The 19,031-nt window shown below is 33.6% G+C and carries 11 protein-coding genes; 4 read left to right on the forward strand and 7 right to left on the reverse strand.

The features are described from left to right. Positions 1-21: 21 nt before the first annotated feature. The 3 genes from G4D72_RS12680 to G4D72_RS12690 form a co-directional block, all read right to left on the reverse strand. On the reverse strand, positions 22-1,440 hold the full coding sequence (locus tag G4D72_RS12680; protein WP_166078101.1) for an OmpA family protein: 1,419 nt from the start codon (positions 1,438-1,440) through the stop codon (positions 22-24). A gap of 115 nt (positions 1,441-1,555) precedes the next feature. After that, positions 1,556-2,749, reverse strand: coding sequence for a glycine C-acetyltransferase (gene kbl / locus G4D72_RS12685; protein WP_166078102.1), 1,194 nt, complete (start codon positions 2,747-2,749; stop codon positions 1,556-1,558). 26 nt (positions 2,750-2,775) lie between these two features. Beyond that, positions 2,776-5,919, reverse strand: a complete 3,144-nt coding sequence (locus G4D72_RS12690; protein WP_166078103.1) for a UvrD-helicase domain-containing protein — start codon at positions 5,917-5,919, stop codon at positions 2,776-2,778. 499 nt (positions 5,920-6,418) lie between these two features. Here G4D72_RS12690 and G4D72_RS12695 point away from each other — a divergent pair, with 499 nt between their 5' ends. The 4 genes from G4D72_RS12695 (at position 6,419) to tyrS (ending at position 13,186) form a co-directional block, all read left to right on the forward strand. Next, the gene (locus tag G4D72_RS12695; protein WP_166078104.1) at positions 6,419-7,027 is read left to right on the forward strand and encodes a superoxide dismutase; all 609 of its coding nucleotides are present in this window, start codon (positions 6,419-6,421) and stop codon (positions 7,025-7,027) included. A gap of 79 nt (positions 7,028-7,106) precedes the next feature. After that, positions 7,107-9,338, forward strand: a complete 2,232-nt coding sequence (locus G4D72_RS12700) for a DUF5686 family protein (RefSeq protein ID WP_166078105.1) — start codon at positions 7,107-7,109, stop codon at positions 9,336-9,338. A gap of 125 nt (positions 9,339-9,463) precedes the next feature. After that, entirely contained in the window at positions 9,464-11,884 is a 2,421-nt protein-coding gene (locus G4D72_RS12705; protein WP_166078106.1) for an efflux RND transporter permease subunit, read from the forward strand. 3 nt (positions 11,885-11,887) lie between these two features. Continuing rightward, a complete protein-coding gene (gene tyrS, locus G4D72_RS12710) occupies positions 11,888-13,186 on the forward strand; it encodes a tyrosine--tRNA ligase (protein ID WP_166078107.1) in 1,299 nt (432 codons plus the stop codon). 58 nt (positions 13,187-13,244) lie between these two features. On the opposite strand, the gene G4D72_RS12715 is transcribed toward tyrS, so the two are convergent. From G4D72_RS12715 to G4D72_RS12730, 4 genes are all read right to left on the reverse strand, one after another. After that, positions 13,245-14,042, reverse strand: a complete 798-nt coding sequence (locus tag G4D72_RS12715; RefSeq protein ID WP_166078108.1) for a sulfite exporter TauE/SafE family protein — start codon at positions 14,040-14,042, stop codon at positions 13,245-13,247. Between the two features lie 111 nt (positions 14,043-14,153). Continuing rightward, positions 14,154-14,339, reverse strand: a complete 186-nt coding sequence (locus G4D72_RS12720; RefSeq protein ID WP_166078109.1) for a YgaP family membrane protein — start codon at positions 14,337-14,339, stop codon at positions 14,154-14,156. A gap of 37 nt (positions 14,340-14,376) precedes the next feature. Then, positions 14,377-17,580: an efflux RND transporter permease subunit gene (locus G4D72_RS12725; RefSeq protein ID WP_166078110.1), complete on the reverse strand. Its 3,204-nt coding sequence runs from the start codon at positions 17,578-17,580 to the stop codon at positions 14,377-14,379. 134 nt (positions 17,581-17,714) lie between these two features. Continuing rightward, complete coding sequence (locus G4D72_RS12730) at positions 17,715-18,797, reverse strand: efflux RND transporter periplasmic adaptor subunit (RefSeq protein WP_166078111.1); 1,083 nt, start codon at positions 18,795-18,797, stop codon at positions 17,715-17,717. Positions 18,798-19,031 lie beyond the last annotated feature (234 nt).

Consider the following 19,031-nt stretch of genomic DNA (forward strand, 5'->3'; position numbering starts at 1 on the left):
AAATATTATATAAGAGAAAAATTATTTTACTAATTTAACTTCTACTCTTCTGTTTTGTGCTTTTCCAGCTTTAGTTTTGTTAGAAGCAACTGGTTTAGTTTCTCCATAACCTTCAGAAGTTAATCTGTCAGCTCCAATACCATTATCAACTAAATAAGTTCTTACAGCAGCAGCTCTATCTTTAGATAATTGTAAGTTCATAGCATCTTTACCGTCAGAATCTGTATGACCTTCTAAAGCAAACTTAGCAGTTGGGTACTCTTTTAAGATAGCAACCATAGCTTGTAATACTGGGTAAGTTTGTTGTTGGAATGTAGATTTAGCAGAATCAAATAAAATTGTTTTTGCATAATCATTTAATTTTTTCATTGTTTCGTCAGAAACTTCAGGACATCCGTTGTTAGCAACAGTTCCAGCTACAGTAGGACATTTATCGTCTTTATCTAAAACTTTGTCACCGTCAGTATCTGGCCATGGACAACCTTTGTTAGCTTTTTCTCCTTTGATAGTAGGACAAGCATCGTCTTTATCAGCAACACCATCACCATCAGCATCAGGACATCCAGCTAAAACTGGTAAACCTGGGATGTCGATACAAGCGTCATCTTTATCAGCAACACCATCTCCATCTGTGTCAGGACAACCTTGGAAAGCTTCTAAACCTGCCTCATTTGGACAAGCATCAGCTGAATCTTGGATTCCGTCTCCATCTGAATCTGGACAACCTTGGAATTGAGCTAAACCTGCAACATCTGGACAAGAATCTTCTTTGTCGATAATTCCGTCTCCGTCTTTATCTTTAGCTCCAAATTGGAATTTTAAACCTGCGTGGTGATAAATATGTGTTGGAACATCAATGTTTGCTACTCTATTGTCGTCAAAACCATATTTTAAAGTAGACCCTAATGATAAGGCAACATTTTTAGCAAACCATAGGTTTAATCCCCATCCACCGTTAACAGTTCCAGCAGAAGCATCTCCGAAGAAAGTATAACCTCCACCTAAGTGTAAACTTGGGTCAAACCATTTTGATTTTAATAAACTTTTAAAACTATAGTTAATAGCTCCATCAATTCCATAATAGTTTAAATCACCAGGATTAACAACAACATCTGTGTTGTAAGTTCTGTTTCCAGAAGCGTCATTCGCTAAATTTACCCATTTAGAAATTTTGTTGAATGATCCAGTTAAACCAAAACTGAAGTTTCCTCCAACATTTCTTGTTACATTTACATACGATACTGAAGGCTCAATGTTGAAGTTACCTTTAACATCATAAAGTTGTTCGAATCTAAGGTGGTCATTTCCTTTCATGCTTATCTTTGTGTCAACTGCGTTAACTCCGAAAGATACTGCCCATGGGTTTGTGCTGTCTTGAGCATTAGCTGCGAAACCAGCTAACATTAACGCCCCAGCAAATAGTTTGTTAAGATGTTTCATACTTTTTATTTAATTTAATTACAATGCGTTATAATACGAACAAAAGTAATATGTTTTTTGTAATTCACAAAACTTTTGTGCTTTTTTTCCTAATTAAAAGTTAAATACTACTAATTTACTGAATAATATTTAGTTTTTTTCCGACTGTTGTAAAGGCTTCTATGGCTTTATCTAAATGTTCTTTTGTATGAGCAGCAGATAATTGCACTCTAATTCTTGCTTTTTCTTTAGGAACAACTGGGAAAAAGAAACCTATAACATATATGCCTAATTTTAACAATTCATCTGCCATTACTTGAGACAATTTTGCATCATATAACATTACAGGTACAATTGCTGAATCGCCATCAATAAAATCTAAACCGGCTTTTCTCAATCCTTCTTTAAAATAATTGGTATTCCATTCTAACTGATCTCTCAAAGAGTTGTCTTTTTTTAACAATTCAAATACTTTTAAAGAAGCACCAACTATGGCTGGCGATAAAGAATTAGAAAACAAGTACGGACGCGAACGCTGACGTAAAATTTCAATAATTTCTTTTTTAGCTGTAGTATAACCACCCATCGCACCACCCAAGGCTTTACCTAAAGTTCCTGTAATAATATCTACTCGACCCATAACGCCTTTTGCTTCCATCGTTCCTTTACCCGTTGCACCGATAAAACCAGCAGCGTGACATTCGTCTACCATAACTAAAGCATCGTACTTATCAGCTAAATCGCAAATCTTATCTAAAGGCGCTACTAATCCGTCCATTGAAAAAACACCATCGGTTACAATTAACTTAAAACGATGACCCGCTTCTGTAGCTTTAATTAATTGCTCTTCTAACTGCTCCATATTATTATTCTCATAACGATAACGCGCTGCTTTACACAAACGCACCCCATCAATAATGGAAGCATGATTTAAACTGTCTGAAATGATACAATCTTCTTCTCCTAATAAAGGTTCGAAAACCCCACCATTGGCATCAAAAGCTGTCGCATATAAAATAGTATCTTCTGTTCCGTAGAAATCTGCAATCTCTGCTTCTAATTGTTTGTGAATATCTTGCGTTCCACAAATGAAACGCACAGATGACATTCCGAAACCATGAGAATCTAAAGCGTCTTTTGCTGCTTGTACTACTTCTGGATGAGAAGACAATCCTAAATAATTGTTCGCACAGAAATTTAAAACTGTTTCTCCGTTTACAATTATCTCCGCACCTTGTGGTGAAGTAATAATTCTTTCTTTTTTATATAATCCGTTTTGTTGAATCGCATTTAACTCATTTTGCAAATGCTCTTGAATTTTTCCGTACATAATAAGGTATCGTTAGTTGTATTTTTTTACAAATGTATAATATTTAATTCTTCTCCTATATATAGGAGTACTTTTTTAACCACTTTTACCTCCATTTTTTCAATAACACGTGCATAATTTTCAACCTGAATTTTGTGTTTTTCTTCTGGAGCACCTGTTTTATAATCAATTAAAAAAGCTTCTTTATTATGAATTACTAATCTGTCGGGTTTTAAATTGATTTCATTTGGCGAAATGATATTGTGTTCTGTAAAAACAGAATACTTCGGATTAAAGAAATCTTCCAATTCAGGATGATGGATAATTTGCTTGATTTTTTCTTCGAAAATGGTTTTTTGCGAATGTTGAATTAAACCTTCATCTAAACTTTTTGTTAGCGCAAATTCCAAATCGGTTGCAGTAATAATGTAAGATAAAATCTGATGCAAAATAGTTCCGAATTCAATCGCATCTTGTTGTAATGTTCCCCACATTAAGGCTTCTTTTTTCGCAATTTTAATGGAAGAAAAATCCAAAGCATTGGCTACAGCTTGAATTTCAGCCTTATTTTGTGTAAATAATTTCGGTTGTGAAACTCTTTTCGGACTTCCAAACACATAGTCTTTTTGCTCTAGAGAGAAATTAGCATTTTGTTCTAAGAAATTAATAAAATAAGTTGCCAAAGTTTTTTTGGAAGACAAAACTCCTTTTCCTGTTATTCCATAACTACTTATTATATGTAATTGTTCTTCGGCACGGGTTAATGCCACATATAAAACATTTATCGTATCTAAAATTTCTTCTTGCGATTTGGTTTGATAAATTTCGTTGGTGGTGTCGTTGTATTTTTCCAGAACTTTCGTGTTTTTTACCAAAGCTTGCGGCATATCAACCGATTCATCATCCATTGGAATCCAAATATTGTTGCTTCTCGGAGTTAAACTGTCATCGGCAAACGGATAAATTACCACAGGAAATTCTAAACCTTTCGATTTATGAATGGTCATAATTCGGATCGCTTTTTCTCCTTCTGGCGAAGGAATACTTTGTTTGAATCCGATTTTCTTCCAATACTCTAAGAAATCGGCAATACTAGTTTGATATTTTACATTTCGTTCTAAAACCAAATCGAGGAAATATTGCACATAAGAAATCGTGGTTTTTTCTTTTAAAAAGACATGAACGATATTTTCAACCGCTTCGTACAATGATTTTTTTCTACAATTTTCGAAAGAAATTACACAACCAAAATCGGCTAAATATTTTTCTAAATCGGTTTCTGTTACATCTTTTGTTTCAGAAATAAACTGATGAATCGCTTCTTTTGAAACTTTTTCTTTCGCAACAAAATACAACCAATTTATTTTCGATTCTTGGTTGTTCGCGCTATCTAAATATTCCAAAAAATTAATAATGAATTTCACTTCCGAAGCATTCTGAATCAGCAAGGTTTCTGATGAAATAATAGGAATGTTATTTTCGGTTAAAAAATTCGCCAACAAAACACCATTTCTAGTTTTTCTCGTAAGCAAAACTATGTCAGAATATTCAAATCCATTCGCAATAGAATTTTGAATAATCTCTAAAGTTTTCGATAAATATTGCTTGTCTTTTTCCGTAATATTTTCATCATCGGCAATTTCATCGTTTATCTCAATATCGTCATTTAAAAAACTCACAGAAACCAATCCGCCTTTTTTCGAGTTGACTTCTTGATTGGCGGTTTCTTGATATAATTTTTGATAGGCTTCATTGGTAAATTCGCCTGAAAGAAATTGGAAAAATTGATTATTAAAGTCAATTACTTCCGAATAACTTCTGTAATTTTTTGGTAGATTTTTAACCCGTTTGTCTTTGTTTGAAAACGGATTTTCGTCGTTACTTAAATCGATAAATTGTTCGGCTTTTCCACCACGCCATCTGTAAATCGATTGCTTCGGATCACCCACAATCATTAGTGAACCTTTTGTACCGTCTAAATCTTCACTTGCCAAAGCATTATCAATTAAAGGAATAAAATTTTCCCATTGCAATTGCGACGTATCCTGAAATTCATCAATAAAATAATGACGGTATCTGTCGCCCAAACGCTCATATATAAATGGTGCGGGTTGGTCTTTAATTTCATTGTGAATGATCGTATTGAAATCGGAAATCGATAGCACATTCTGATCTGCTTGTAACTGCTTATATTCTTGATAAATTAGGTTAATTAACGATAACGGAATCATATTTTTAATGATCAAATCGAATAAAGCATTTTCGTTTTGAGCACTGTAAACACTACTTAATTTCTGTTTCCAAGAAGCCGTAAAACTTTCTACAACTTCTAAATTTTTCGACTTTTTCGGAACGGTGATTTCTCTGTCGTTTACAAAATCGTAATCCGTTGCTTTTTCATGAAACAAATTCACAATGTGATTGTAAAAAGTCCCACGATCAAAATCGTCTTTGGTTAAATTATTTGTGGTAAAATCGTCTAAGATTTTTTTAGCATTTTCTTTAACTTTTTGCTTATTATTTTCAATTTTCAACTTGATTTTTTCGGCAATTTTAGAAAAATCCTCCACCGATTTATCACTTAATTTTCCAAAATTGAAAAAATGTTCTTCGTTTAAAATCAGTTTTGAAACTTCGTATAAATCTAAAGTCACGTCCCAACTTTTGTCGTCGTCGGTTTTGTTTTTAGCAAAATTGATTAAAATATTGGTCAGTTGTTCGTCTTCACCAGCTTTCGCTACTACAACATCAATGGCGTTTTTTAGCAATTCATCCGTATCTAGTGTGACATCAAAATTCGTAGGCAAATTTAAATCGTGTGTAAACGTTCTGATGATTCTATGCGTGAATTTATCAATAGTAGAAATGTCAAAAGCCGCGTAATTATGAATTAAATTCTTTAAAATTTTTCTCGATTTGAGTTTTATTGAATGTACATCGAGCTTAATTTCCGAAGCAATTTCTTGCATAAAATCGGCGGTTTTTTCCGAAACTTCCTCTTCAGTAAAAGCAATTAAACTTTCTACAATTCGGCTTTTCATTTCTTCTACCGCTTTGTTGGTAAACGTAATCGCTAGAATTTTTTTATACGCATCGTTAGAAGGTGCGACTAACAAAATTTTTAAATATTCTTTTGTTAACGTATACGTTTTTCCTGAACCTGCTGAAGCGTTATAGAGTTGAAATGCCATATTTTAGTTTATTTTTTTAGCCGCGAATTTCACAGATTTACACGGATTTTTTAACTACAATTCTATTGTGAACTATTTAAAGTGAAACGTCTCCACTTCCATCAAAAAATTCTATGTGCCTATGTGTTTATTTTTTTTAGCCGCGAATTTCACAGATTTACACGGATTTTTTAACTACAATTCTATTGTGAACTATTTAAAGTGAAACGTCTCCACTTCCATCAAAAAATTCTATGTGCCTATGTGTTTGTTTTTTTTAGCCGCGAATTTCACAGATTTACACGGATTTTTTTAACTACAATTCTATTGCGAACTATTTAAAACGAAGCGTCTCCACTTCCATCAAAAAATTCTATGTGACTATGAGTTTATTTTTACCACAACTTTACAGTTTATTTTGCACTGCTCTATTGTGTTTTAATTAACGGTCTAAATTTTTATTTTCAAAGTTAAAGTTATAAATTTGAAAATTATAATTAATCATTTAAAAATATATATCATGGCTTTTGAATTACCACAATTACCTTATGCATATGATGCATTAGAACCACATATTGATGCGAGAACTATGGAAATTCACCATACGAAACATCATAATGCTTACACTACTAATTTAAATGCTGCCATTGCAGGAACAGATTTAGAAAACCAATCTATTGAAGCTATGATGGCTAATTTAGACATGAACAACATGCCAGTTAGAAATAATGGTGGTGGATTTTACAACCACAATTTATTTTGGACAGTGATGTCGCCAAACGGTGGTGGTTTACCAACTGGTGAATTAGCTGCTGCAATTGACGCTGCGTATGGTTCATTTGATGCTTTTAAAGCAGAATTTGCCAAAGCGGCTGCCACACGTTTCGGTTCTGGATGGGCTTGGCTTTGCGTGCAAAAAGGTGGAAAAGTGGAAGTTTGTTCTTCAGCTAACCAAGACAATCCATTAATGCCAGGAATTGGTTGTGGTGGTGCACCTATTTTAGGTTTAGACGTTTGGGAACACGCGTATTACTTAAACTACCAAAACAGAAGACCAGATTACGTAGAAGCTTTTTTCAACGTAATTAACTGGGATGAAGTAACAAGACGTTTCAACGAAGCGAAATAATTTTAAAAATAAAATTAAAGCGTTCAAGTAATTGGGCGCTTTTTTTTTATCTGTATATTTGCTACTAATTTACTAGTTTATGAGGATATTGTTTTGGATGTTGTTTTTTTGTTCTTTTGGTGCTTTGGCGCAAAGAAAAACTATAAAACAAGACGAAAACACACAAAAACTTGTTAATAATATTATCCGAATTCAAAATAACAACAAATTAAAAGCTATAGATTTTAGTTATTCTTTTTACGAAAAATCTATAATTTCTGCCTCACCTGATGCAATTTCTGCAAAAATCGATACCCTTTTTAAAAACAGAAAAAAAACAAGATTCACGCTTGATTCTTCTTCTTACAAATTCAAAAAATTAATCACAAAACAACACGTTTATCAAACCGAAAAAGTTTCCACCATTTCTTATACTAAAGGAAAGAAAAAAGAAAATATTATCGGACTAAAAATGGCTGGATTAAAACAACCCGTTTATGAGTTACTAGGACAAGAATTTCTGCCATTCGACTTAAGTAAAAACAATTTAAAAATTTTACAGTTTACTTTTCCAAACCCATTTACAACAGAAGGTTTTACTAAATATAATTTTAAAATTACAGATACACTTGCATCCGAAAAAGGAAAAGAAATTGTATTGCATTTCGAATCGAAAAAGAATGTTAGAAAAAACAAGTTAAAAGGTTTTGTAACGGTAAATATGCAAACCTTTTCTATTACCAAAAGTACTTTTTTGATAAACAGCATCATCAACATCAAAACAGAAACCGTGTTTAATTGGTTTAATAACGGAAAATCGTGGTTTCCTGTTTCACAAACTTTATTAGTTACAAAAGGAAAAGGCAAGCACAATATCGATTTTTTAGGAGAAACCATTCAGTTTGAAAACATGACGAATTCTTCTTCCAAAAAGTATGATTATTCGAATGATTTATACGTAAAAATTGATCGAGATTTTACCAATTACAACTTTACTGAAAAAGCAAACAAACAACTTTATCAAATTCATATTGATAAAAGTGCCACGAAAACAAACCCTGTTTTTTTTACTACCATTGCGAATGACACCTTAGACAATCGTTCGCAAAACACCTATCAAACGCTAGACAGTTTGGTTACAGCAACAAAAATTGAAAAGAAAATTTACTTTGGAAAAAAATTAATTAACGGCCAAATTCCTTTCGGATTTATAGATGTACGTGCCCGTGATCTTTTTAAATTTAATAATTATGAAGGCTTCCGATTGGGTGTTGGACTTCAAACTAATGACCGACTTTCACCCTATTTTAAATTGTTTGGTTATGGTGCGTATGGCACAAAAGACGGTGTGTTTAAAAGTCAATTTGGGAGTGCATTCCGACTTTCAAAAAACACCGACACTTGGGTTTCTGGTTCATTTACAGATGACTTAACCGAGTTTGCAGATATTGCCCTTTTGGCCGATAACAGACGCTATAAACTTATCGATCCACGACCGTTTAATGTGTCTACTTTTTACAACCATCAATCGTATGAAATAAATGTAGAATCGAAATTCATTTCTAAAATTGAAACTTTACTTAAAATTACACGTTCCAGAATTGATCCGTTATTTGAGTATACATTTATAAAACCAAATGAAAGCTATAAAGTATATAATTTAACCTTAGCTTCATTAAGTTTCGAATGGTCGCCGAATAGTACGTTTTTAAAAGCACCACAGGAAATTTTAGAAGTCGAAAAAGGGTTTCCAAAGTTCGTGTTGCAACTCTCACACGCTTTTCCGAATTTAGTTAGCGACAACATCGAATTCACCAAAATTGATGCCCGAATATATCAAGAGAAAAAACATTTATCGGGTCAAAAAACTACTTTTTTACTACAAGGTGGAATAAGCATTGGCAACACACCGCTTTCACATTTGTATAGTGTGGCACCTAATAATTTAGATAAAGAAGCTATTTTAAGTCGGGTTACATTTGCCAATAAAACCTCTTTTGAAACGATGTATTTTAACGAATTTTTCTCAGACAAGTATTCGTTTTTTCAATTGAAGCACTATTTTAATAAATTTCAAATTTCAAAAAGCATCAAACCTACTTTAGTCTTGGGAAGCAAAGTCGCTTTTGGTGATTTTTTACATCCTGAAAACCATCAAGGCATAGTTTTTAAAACCATGGAAAAAGGATTTTACGAGAGCGGTTTTGAATTGCAAAACATCTTCAAAGGTTTCGGGTTATCTACGTATTACCGCTATGGACCTTATCAATTACCTACATTCGATAGAAATATTGCGATTAAATTATCTTTTACCTTGAATTTGGGGATTTAATTTGATTTCTAATTCAATTTCATCTAATATACAGGCTAAAAAAAATTTACGTAATTCCCATCTTTTAACTCAAACTTCGCCTATATTTCACCATAATTCTTACCTTTGCATCCTAAATTTATAGTATGACGAAGTGGTTAAACACCAGTTTTTGGAATTTTGTATCGCGTACGCTTTTAAGAAACAGACATTGGGTGCTGTTGTTTATTTTGCTTTTCACCGTTTTTATGGGGACGCAATGGAAATACATCCGTTTTACACAAACTGAAGCCAATTTATTACCTAACGACCATAAAGACAATATTGCTTACACCGATTTTTTAAAGAAATTTGGAGAAGAAGGCAATGTAATCATTTTTGCGGTTAAAAGTTCCGATGTTTTTAAACCAGAAACATTTAAAGCTTGGAACAACATGATGGCTTCTATTGCCAAAAACAAAGAAGTAGATGGTGTTTTATCGTTTAATGAAATTCAGAATTTAGTCAAAAACGATTCCTTAAAAACCTTTCAAGTTCAACCATTTATCGATAAAAATAAAGTCGCAGATGCTGCTTATTTAACTTCAAAAAAACAAGATTTATTAAACAAAATGCCTTTTTACGAAAGCTTATTGTTTAACAAAAAAAGTGGTATCGTTAGAAGTGTAATTTATCTTAAAAAAGACATTGTAAACAAACCGGAAAGAAAAGAATTCGTTTTAAATAAACTAATTCCTGCTATTGACGAGTTTAAAAAAAGTGCCAAAACCGATCTTAAAGTTTCGGGAATGCCTTACATTAGAACCTTAAACGCCAAAGCCATTATTAGTGAAATCGGCTTATTTATTGGTGCTACATTATTGGTTACTTCTCTAATTTTTTACTTCTTTTTCCGTTCGTTCCGTACGACAATGATGGCGCTTTTCGTCGTGATGATTGGTGTGATGTGGTCTTTTGGATTTTTAGGAATGTTACGCTACGAAATTACGGTTTTAACCGCTTTAGTTCCTTCGCTGATTGTCATTATCGGAATTCCGAATTGTATTTTCTTAACCAATAAATACCACCAAGAAACACGCGCGCATGGTAACCGAGCGAAAGGTTTACAACGTGTTTTAACGAAAGTAGGAACGGCGACATTTATTACCAATGTAACCACAGCTGTTGGTTTTGCTACGTTTATCATTACCGATAACAAACTGCTTCAGGAATTTGGAATCGTCACTTCTATAAACATCATGGCGCTTTTTGTGTTGAGTTTATTTGTAATTCCGATTTTTTTCAGTTTTATGCCGCTTCCAAAAGAAAAACATTTGGAACACTTAGAACGAGGTTATTTAGTGAACTTCAAAAATTGGATCATCGACCAAGTAAAATTCCACAATGTTCGCGTATATTCGGTAGCAGTTGCTATTTTAATCATTGGAATTATTGGAGTTTATAAAATCAATATTTCGGGAAGTATTTTGGAAGACATGCCTAAAAACAATGCTTTTTTTGAAGACATTCGTTTTTTCGAAAAAGAATTTAAAGGCGTTTTACCTGTTGAGATTTTAATCGACACCAAACGTAAAAAAGGGGTGATGAAAATTTCCACATTAAAGAAAATGGAAGAATTACAATCGGAAATTGAAGCGATTCCAGAACTTTCAAAACCAGTTTCAATCGTCAATTTAGTTAAATTTTCGAAACAAGCGTATTATAACGGAAATCCATCTTTTTACGATTTACCCAATTCACAAGAACAAGCTTTCATTTTACCTTATTTGAAAAATTCGTCGAAAGACAGTAAAAACAATCCACTAAAAAGTTACGTTGATTCAACTGGGCAATATGCAAGAATCTCAACGTTTATGAGAGAAGTCAGCACAGATGAAATGGTAAAAGTGGAAGAAAAATTAAATGACCGAATCAATAAATTATTCCCGAAAGAACGTTTTACAGTAACCATTACAGGTAAAGCCTTGTTGTTTCAAAAAGGAACAAGTTATTTATTAGAAAACTTAATTGAATCGCTAATTTTTGCATTAGCACTAACAGGTGCTTTAATCTTTTTCTTATTCCGTTCGGTAAAAATGATTTTTGTAGCGTTGATTCCGAATTTATTACCACTTTTAGCTACGGCAGGATTAATGGGGTATTTAGGTATTCCAATTAAGCCTTCCACGATATTAGTTTTCGGAATTGCATTCGGACTTTCCGTAGATGATACGATTCGATTCTTAGCGCAATATCGACAAGAATTAGTTCGAAATAACTGGAAAATAAGAAAATCAATTTTCGCAACCTTAAACGAAGAAGGACCAAGTATGTTTTATACTTCTTTTGTATTATTGTTCGGCTTTTCGGTATTTACTTTATCGGATTTCGGTGGAACTGTTGCTTTAGGTGGCTTGGTTTCTATCACGTTATTATTCGGAATGTTAACCAATTTAATTTTATTACCAAGTTTGGTTTTATCATTAAACAGAAGTTTAGCTAACGAACAAGAATTGAAAGAACCAAGAATAGATATTTTAGAAAATGATGACGACCCAGACGCTGTGGTTGAAGAAATAAAGAAATAAAACATGAAGAATTTAATTGAAGAATTACAATGGAGAGGCTTAGTTCATGATGCTATGCCAGGAACTGAAGAACAACTTGTAAAAGAACCAACAGCCGTTTATATTGGATTTGACCCAACTTCAGATTCGTTACATATTGGAAGTTTAGTGCCGATCATTTTATTGATGCACTTACGTAAATTCGGACATAAGCCGTTTGCTTTAGTCGGCGGTGCAACAGGAATGATTGGTGATCCATCTGGAAAATCAAACGAAAGAAATTTATTAGACGAAGCGACTTTAAATCGTAATGTAGAAGGAATTAAACGTGTTTTATCTCGCTTTTTAGATTTCAATGCTACCGATGCACAAGCGCCTGTTTTAGTGAACAATTACGATTGGATGAAAGATTTTTCATTTATTGATTTCGTTCGTGAAGTAGGAAAACGCATCACCGTAAACTACATGATGAGTAAAGATTCTGTAAAAAAACGTTTGTCTGGTGAAGGAGAAGGAATGAGTTTTACAGAGTTCACGTACCAATTAATTCAAGGCTACGATTTTTATCATTTACACAAACACCATAATTGTAAATTGCAAATGGGTGGAAGTGACCAATGGGGAAATATCACTACCGGAACAGAATTAATCCGTAGAATGAACGTAGATTCTGAAACGGAAGGAAAAGCGTTTGCGATGACTTGCCCATTAATTACAAAAGCCGATGGTTCGAAATTCGGAAAATCGGAAAAAGGAAACATTTGGTTGGATGCGGATAAAACATCTCCCTACGAATTTTACCAATTTTGGTTCAATACTACAGATGTTGATGCTGAAAAATACATTAAAATATTCACATTCTTAGATAAAGCTACCATTGATGCTTTATTAGTAGAACATGCGGAAGCACCACATTTACGTGTGTTACAGAAAAAATTAGCGGAAGAATTAACCGTAATGATTCATGGTGCTGAAGAACATGAAAAAGCCGTTTTTGCTTCACAAGCATTCTTCAAACCAACCGTGGACGATTTAAAACAATTAGATTTAAAAACCTTAACGGATGTTTTCCAAAGTTTAGACCAAGCTGAAGTTACTCTTGCTGAAATTGAAGCCGGCTATCCAATTGTAGATGCTTTTGTGAAATCAGGATTTTTATCTTCAGGAAATGAAACCAGAAGAGCGTTAAAAGAAAATGCAGTATCTGTGAACAAAGTAAAAGTAACAGATGAATACGTAATTTCTACTAACGATTTAATTGCGAACACGTTTGTTTTACTTCAAAAAGGAAAGAAAAACTATTATATTTTAAAGGTAGTGTAAGCTGGTATATTAATATAAACCCAATCGCAGCTCGTAAAAAAAGCTGCGATTTTTTTTTCTAAAAATCAAATTTGAACACTATTTCTTTCATAACGATATAAATTCCAGTTAGCAAAACAAACCATCCAAAAATAGGTTTTAATTTTTCGTTACTTATAAATTTACTAATGTACATGCCAATAAAAACACCCACGATAGCAAATGCTGAAAAAAGCAATAAAAAATCCCAATGAATCGTAGTTTTTGTGAGACTTCCTAAAAAACCTAATAACGAATTAAAAACAATTATTACTAAAGAGGTTGCCACTGCATTTTTCATAGGTAATTTGGCTGAGAACAATAAGGTTGGAATAATTAAAAAACCACCACCAACACCTACAAAACCCGTTAATAATCCAATAAAAACGCCTTTTATTATTAGGCTTGAATACTTAATTTCTATTGTAATAGTACTAACGATTTCTCTTTTTTTAATCATAGAAAAAGAAGCCAAAATCATTAGTACAGAAAACAATGCCATAATTAATAGATCAGTGGTAAGCCTAAATTTTGAAAAAGTTAGCCAAACTTCAGGTAAGAACGGCACAATAAACTGGCGCATAAAAAAAATGGAAAACACACTAGGTAAACCAAAATACAATGCCGTTTTATAATCCAACAAGTGATGTTTAGCGCCATTAATTGTCCCCGCTAAAGAGGATGTTCCAACCACAAATAAAGAATAAACTGTGGCATCACTAGGAGACAAATGAAACACATACACTAAGATAGGAATAGTTAAAATTGAACCACCACTTCCTAAAAGTCCAAGAGAAATTCCAATTAAAACACTTAAAAAAAAACCAATGATTTCCATATTTAACTAATGGTTATACATCTTTAAAACCACTAACAAACTTAGGTGTAAATAAAACAAAACTCAGTAACATTTGTTACTGAGCTCCAGATTACTTCGTACGAAATATGACTAGTCTTTCACTCCTAACTTGGCTAAGATATCTTCCATTAAACACCATTTGGTGATAGAAGATTGTAATAAATTTGCGCCTACAAAAGCTGTAAACCACAACCAATTTGGATTGACATAAATGGAAAGTAAGATACTTATTAGTACAAAACTTCCTGCGATAGCTCTGATGATTCTATTTTTCATGATAATTGATTTTATTTTTCTGTTTACTAAAAACTGATTACTGAATACTTTTAGATTCCCATTTTTTTCTTTCTGTGATGTAATAAATAATTGGTACTACAATTAAGGTTAATATGGTAGAAACTATGGCTCCAAATACTAATGAAATGGCTAATCCTTGAAAAATTGGATCAAATAATATGATTAAAGCTCCAATTACAACGGCACCTGTTGTTAGTAAAATTGGCGTAGTTCTCACCGCTCCGGCTTCAATAATGGCTTGTTTTAACGGAACGCCTTCGTTTAGTCGAATCTCAATAAAATCGATAAGTAAGACGGAATTCCGCACCATCACTCCAGCTAAAGCAATCATTCCAATGAAAGAAGTTGCTGTGAAATAAGCACCTAATAACCAGTGTCCGAAAACAATTCCTACTAAAGAAAGTGGAATGGCCATCATCATGACTATTGGTGTTTTAAAATTTTGGAACCAACCTACTATCAACATATAAATGATTACGATTACTACCGCAAATGCAATTCCTAAATCGCGGAATACTTCTAACGTAATTTGCCATTCTCCATCCCATTTTACAGTGAAATCACTTTCATCCGAAGGTTGTTCCATGTACAATTCGTTGACTTTATAACCAGCTGGTAATTTCATTTTTTGTAATGCTTCGTTCATTCCCAAAATCGCATATACCGGACTTTCCAAATCTCCTGCCATATCTGCCGTTACATAAACCACTCGTTTTTGGTCTTTTCTGTAGATTGTTTTTTGTAAGATCGCTTCCTTCACTTTTACTAAATCAGAAACCGGAACAACGTTGCCTTGATTGCCTTTGATTTTCAAATTCTGAATGTCTTGCAACGACGTTTTATCTTTATCATCTAAAGAAAGTACGATGCCCACACTGTTATTTGAATCTTCATCGTACAAATTTGAAATGGGATATTCCTTCAATAAATAGGTTAAATTCCCCACAATTTGTTGCGGAGCAATTCCGTTCAACATCGCTTTTTCTTTGTCGACTTCCAATTTATATTCCGTTTGATGGTCTTCTACATACCAATCAATATCTACAATATCCGTAGTTTTTTCTAAAATTCCTTTTACTTGATTGGCGACTTCAATTTGTTGTTTGTAATCGGGTCCGTAAATTTCAGCTACTAAAGTTGACAGCACTGGTGGTCCTGGCGGCACTTCAATAATTTTGACGTTGGCACCATATTTTTTAGCAATTTTTTGCACTTCTGGACGAACGACTTTCGCAATATCGTGACTTTGTAACTCTCTATTTTCTTTGTGTTGTAAATTCACCTGAATATCCGCCATATTACTGCCACCACGTAAATCGTAATGACGAACCAATCCGTTAAACGTAATTGGCGCAGACGTTCCAATATAGTTTTGATAATTCACGACTTCTGGAACCGTTGTTAAATATTGTGCGATTTCTTGTGTAACTGCAGCAGTTCTCTCTAACGTTGTTCCTTCTGGCATGTCGATTACCACTTGGAATTCGTTTTTATTATCGAAAGGCAACATTTTTACTAAAACCGATTTCGTAAAAAACATCAAAACCGAACCCGCTAATAAAACCACCGTAATTCCTAACATGACTCTTCGTTTCGTAGAGTTTTCTAAAAACGGACGTTCCATTTTATTGTATAACTTGTAAATCCAAGACGTTTCTAAACCTTGTTCCGCTTTGTGTTCTTGTTCTTCTTTTGCGTGTAATAAATGGTATCCTAAATAAGGCGTTACAGTTAAGGCTACAAACAAAGACAATAACATTGCAATGGAAGCACCAATTGGCATCGGACTCATGTAAGGCCCCATCATTCCTGATACGAAAGCCATTGGTAAAATAGCAGCAATCACGGTGAATGTGGCTAAAATCGTTGGATTTCCTACTTCGTTAATCGCATAAATCGCAGCTTGTTTGAACGGCAAGCGTTTCATTTTGAAATGTCGGTGCATGTTTTCGGCGATGATAATACTGTCATCTACTACAATTCCCACCACAAAAACTAAGGCGAAAAGTGTAATTCTGTTTAAAGTATAACCCAACATATAATAAGCAAACAACGTTAGGGCAAATGTTAATGGTACTGAAAAGAAAACCACTAAACCACCGCGCCAACCCATTGCTAACATCACTAAAAGCGTTACCGCGATTATAGCCACACCTAAATGCATTAATAATTCGCCTACTTTATCAGAAGCCGTTTCTCCGTAATTTCTGGAGATTTCTACGTGAATATCATCTGTAATTAAGGTCTTTTTTAGCGTTTCTAATTTCTCGATGATTTTGTCTGAAATTTGCATCGCATCCGCACCTTTTACTTTTCCAACTGAAATAGTAACCGCTGGATATTCCGATTTGTTTTTTGCATACTTTTCATTGGCTTTTCCGTATCCAAAAGACACATAACTTCTTGGCGTTGAAGGTCCGTCTTGAACTGCAGCCACTTGTTTTAAATATACGGGTAAGTTCGCATTTACACCTACAACCAAATTTTCAACATCTTCAGAAGTGGCTAAAAATTCACCAGTGGTTAGTAAATATTCCTTATCGTTATTTACAAAACTTCCTGACTGAGAACTGCCGTTATTCGCTTGAATCATTTGCATAATTCCTAAAGCATCCACGCCATTTTCGGCCATTTTATCTTTATCTAAAATAACTTTTAATTCACGTGTTCTTCCACCGATTTCTTTGGTAATGGCTACATCTTTTACTTTTTCAATTTCAGAAGTGACTTCTTCCGCAATTTGGCGAATTTCGAAATCGTTTAATGTTTCGCTCCAAAGTGTGACACCCAACATCGGAACATCATCAATGGAACGCGTTTTTACCATAGGTTTATATACACCTTTCGGAAATATATTCTCACTTTTAGCTAACTCATCGTACAATTTTACATACGAACGTTCAATGTCTTCGCCCACATAAAACTGTACAATAATCATTGCTTGACCATTCATGGCCATACTGTGCAAATGTTCTACACCTTTTACGTTAGACAATACCTTTTCCAAGGGTTTAATGACACGACTTTCCACTTCAGCCGGACTAGCGCCTGGATAGCCGATCATAATATCCGCCATTGGAATAGCGATTTGTGGTTCTTCTTCACGAGGAATTAAGAACGAACTATATACTCCAATTATCATCAAACCCACCATTAACAAAATGGTTAATTTAGAGTGGATGAAAAAATGGGCAATTTTACCTGATATACCTTCTTGCATGATTTTGGCCCCCTAACCCCCAATGGGGGAAATTGTTGGGATGAATTTAAATTAGACTTTATTTATTGAGGAATTTTTCAATTCAAGATTTTTATTCTCATTTTCTCCTCCCTTTTGGGGAGGTTGAGAGGGGCTTACTGAATACTAATAGTAGCACCATTATACAATTTCCCTTCAGCCGAAACAATATATTGCTCGTTAGCGGTTAAACCTGATAAAACTTCTACTTCGTTGCCAAACGTTTTTCCAGTTCTAATCCATCTTAAAATGGCGGTTTTTCCGTTCGCTATCGTATAAATTCCTGTAAGTTGTCCTTTTTTGACTAAAGCACTTTCTGGCACCATTACTTTGTCAGATTTTACAGTAGTTTTTGATTTGGGTGGATTAGCGATTGGAAATTGAACATTAACGAACATTCCAGATAAAATCGTTTTGTCGTTAGAGTTTAAAGTTACTTTTACTAAATATTGTCCGCCAGTATTTTTAGCAGAACCACTTACTTCTGAAACTTTACCTGGCACTTCTTTGTTTAACGATTTCACCATTATCTTCACTGGCATTCCGTTTTTAATTTGAGAAATATCACCTTCTGAAACCATAGCTGTTACTTGCATTCTGGAAACACCTTCTATACTCACTAATGGCATTCCTGGGTTGGCCATATCACCATCTTTGATGAAAGTATTGGTTACTTCTCCAGAAAATGGAGCGGTAATATTAGAATATGAAAACTGTGCCATCACTTCATTTCGCATTTGTTTTGCACCCGCTAAACTAGCTTTTGCCATTTCGTAACGAGACGTCATATCGTCTAATTCTTTTTGAGATGCACTTTGTTGACTGAATAATGCTGAGAATCTGTCGTAATCTTTTTTTGCATTATTGTAAGCAGCAGTCGCTTGTAAAATGGAAGCGTCTACTTGTGCTTTTTTAGCTTGTAAATCGGAACTGTTGATGCTAACTAATAATTGTCCGGCCGCCACTTTCTGACCTGTTTTTACATGAACTTTTGTTACATAACCCATCATTCTGGTGCTTAAATTCGCACTACTTTCCGCTTCGGTTTTTCCACTTGCGGTGATGAATGCTGAGTTGTTTGTCGCTAAACCATTTACTACTACTTTAATAGCTGGTTCATTATTGGTTACTTCTTTTGTTTCTTTACCACAGGATAGAAAAGCTAAAGTGAAAAGGGTTAAGAGGGTTATTTTTTTCATAATTTAAAATTTATTTTTTGGAACTCAGATTGAATAAATTCGAAAAATCTTCACTGATGTTGTTTTTGTTATTTATTTTTTAAACACGGATTGGAGAAATCATTTTTATTTTAATAATTTTTTTAATTTCTTAAATCTGTATTGTTACTTATTTTCTTTTGAAACACAGACTGGAGAAATCATATTAATTTTAATAATTTTTTTAATTTCTTAAATCTGTATTGTTACTTATTT

This window comes from Flavobacterium difficile (assembly GCF_011392115.1).
Taxonomy (GTDB): Bacteria; Bacteroidota; Bacteroidia; order Flavobacteriales; family Flavobacteriaceae; genus Flavobacterium; species Flavobacterium difficile.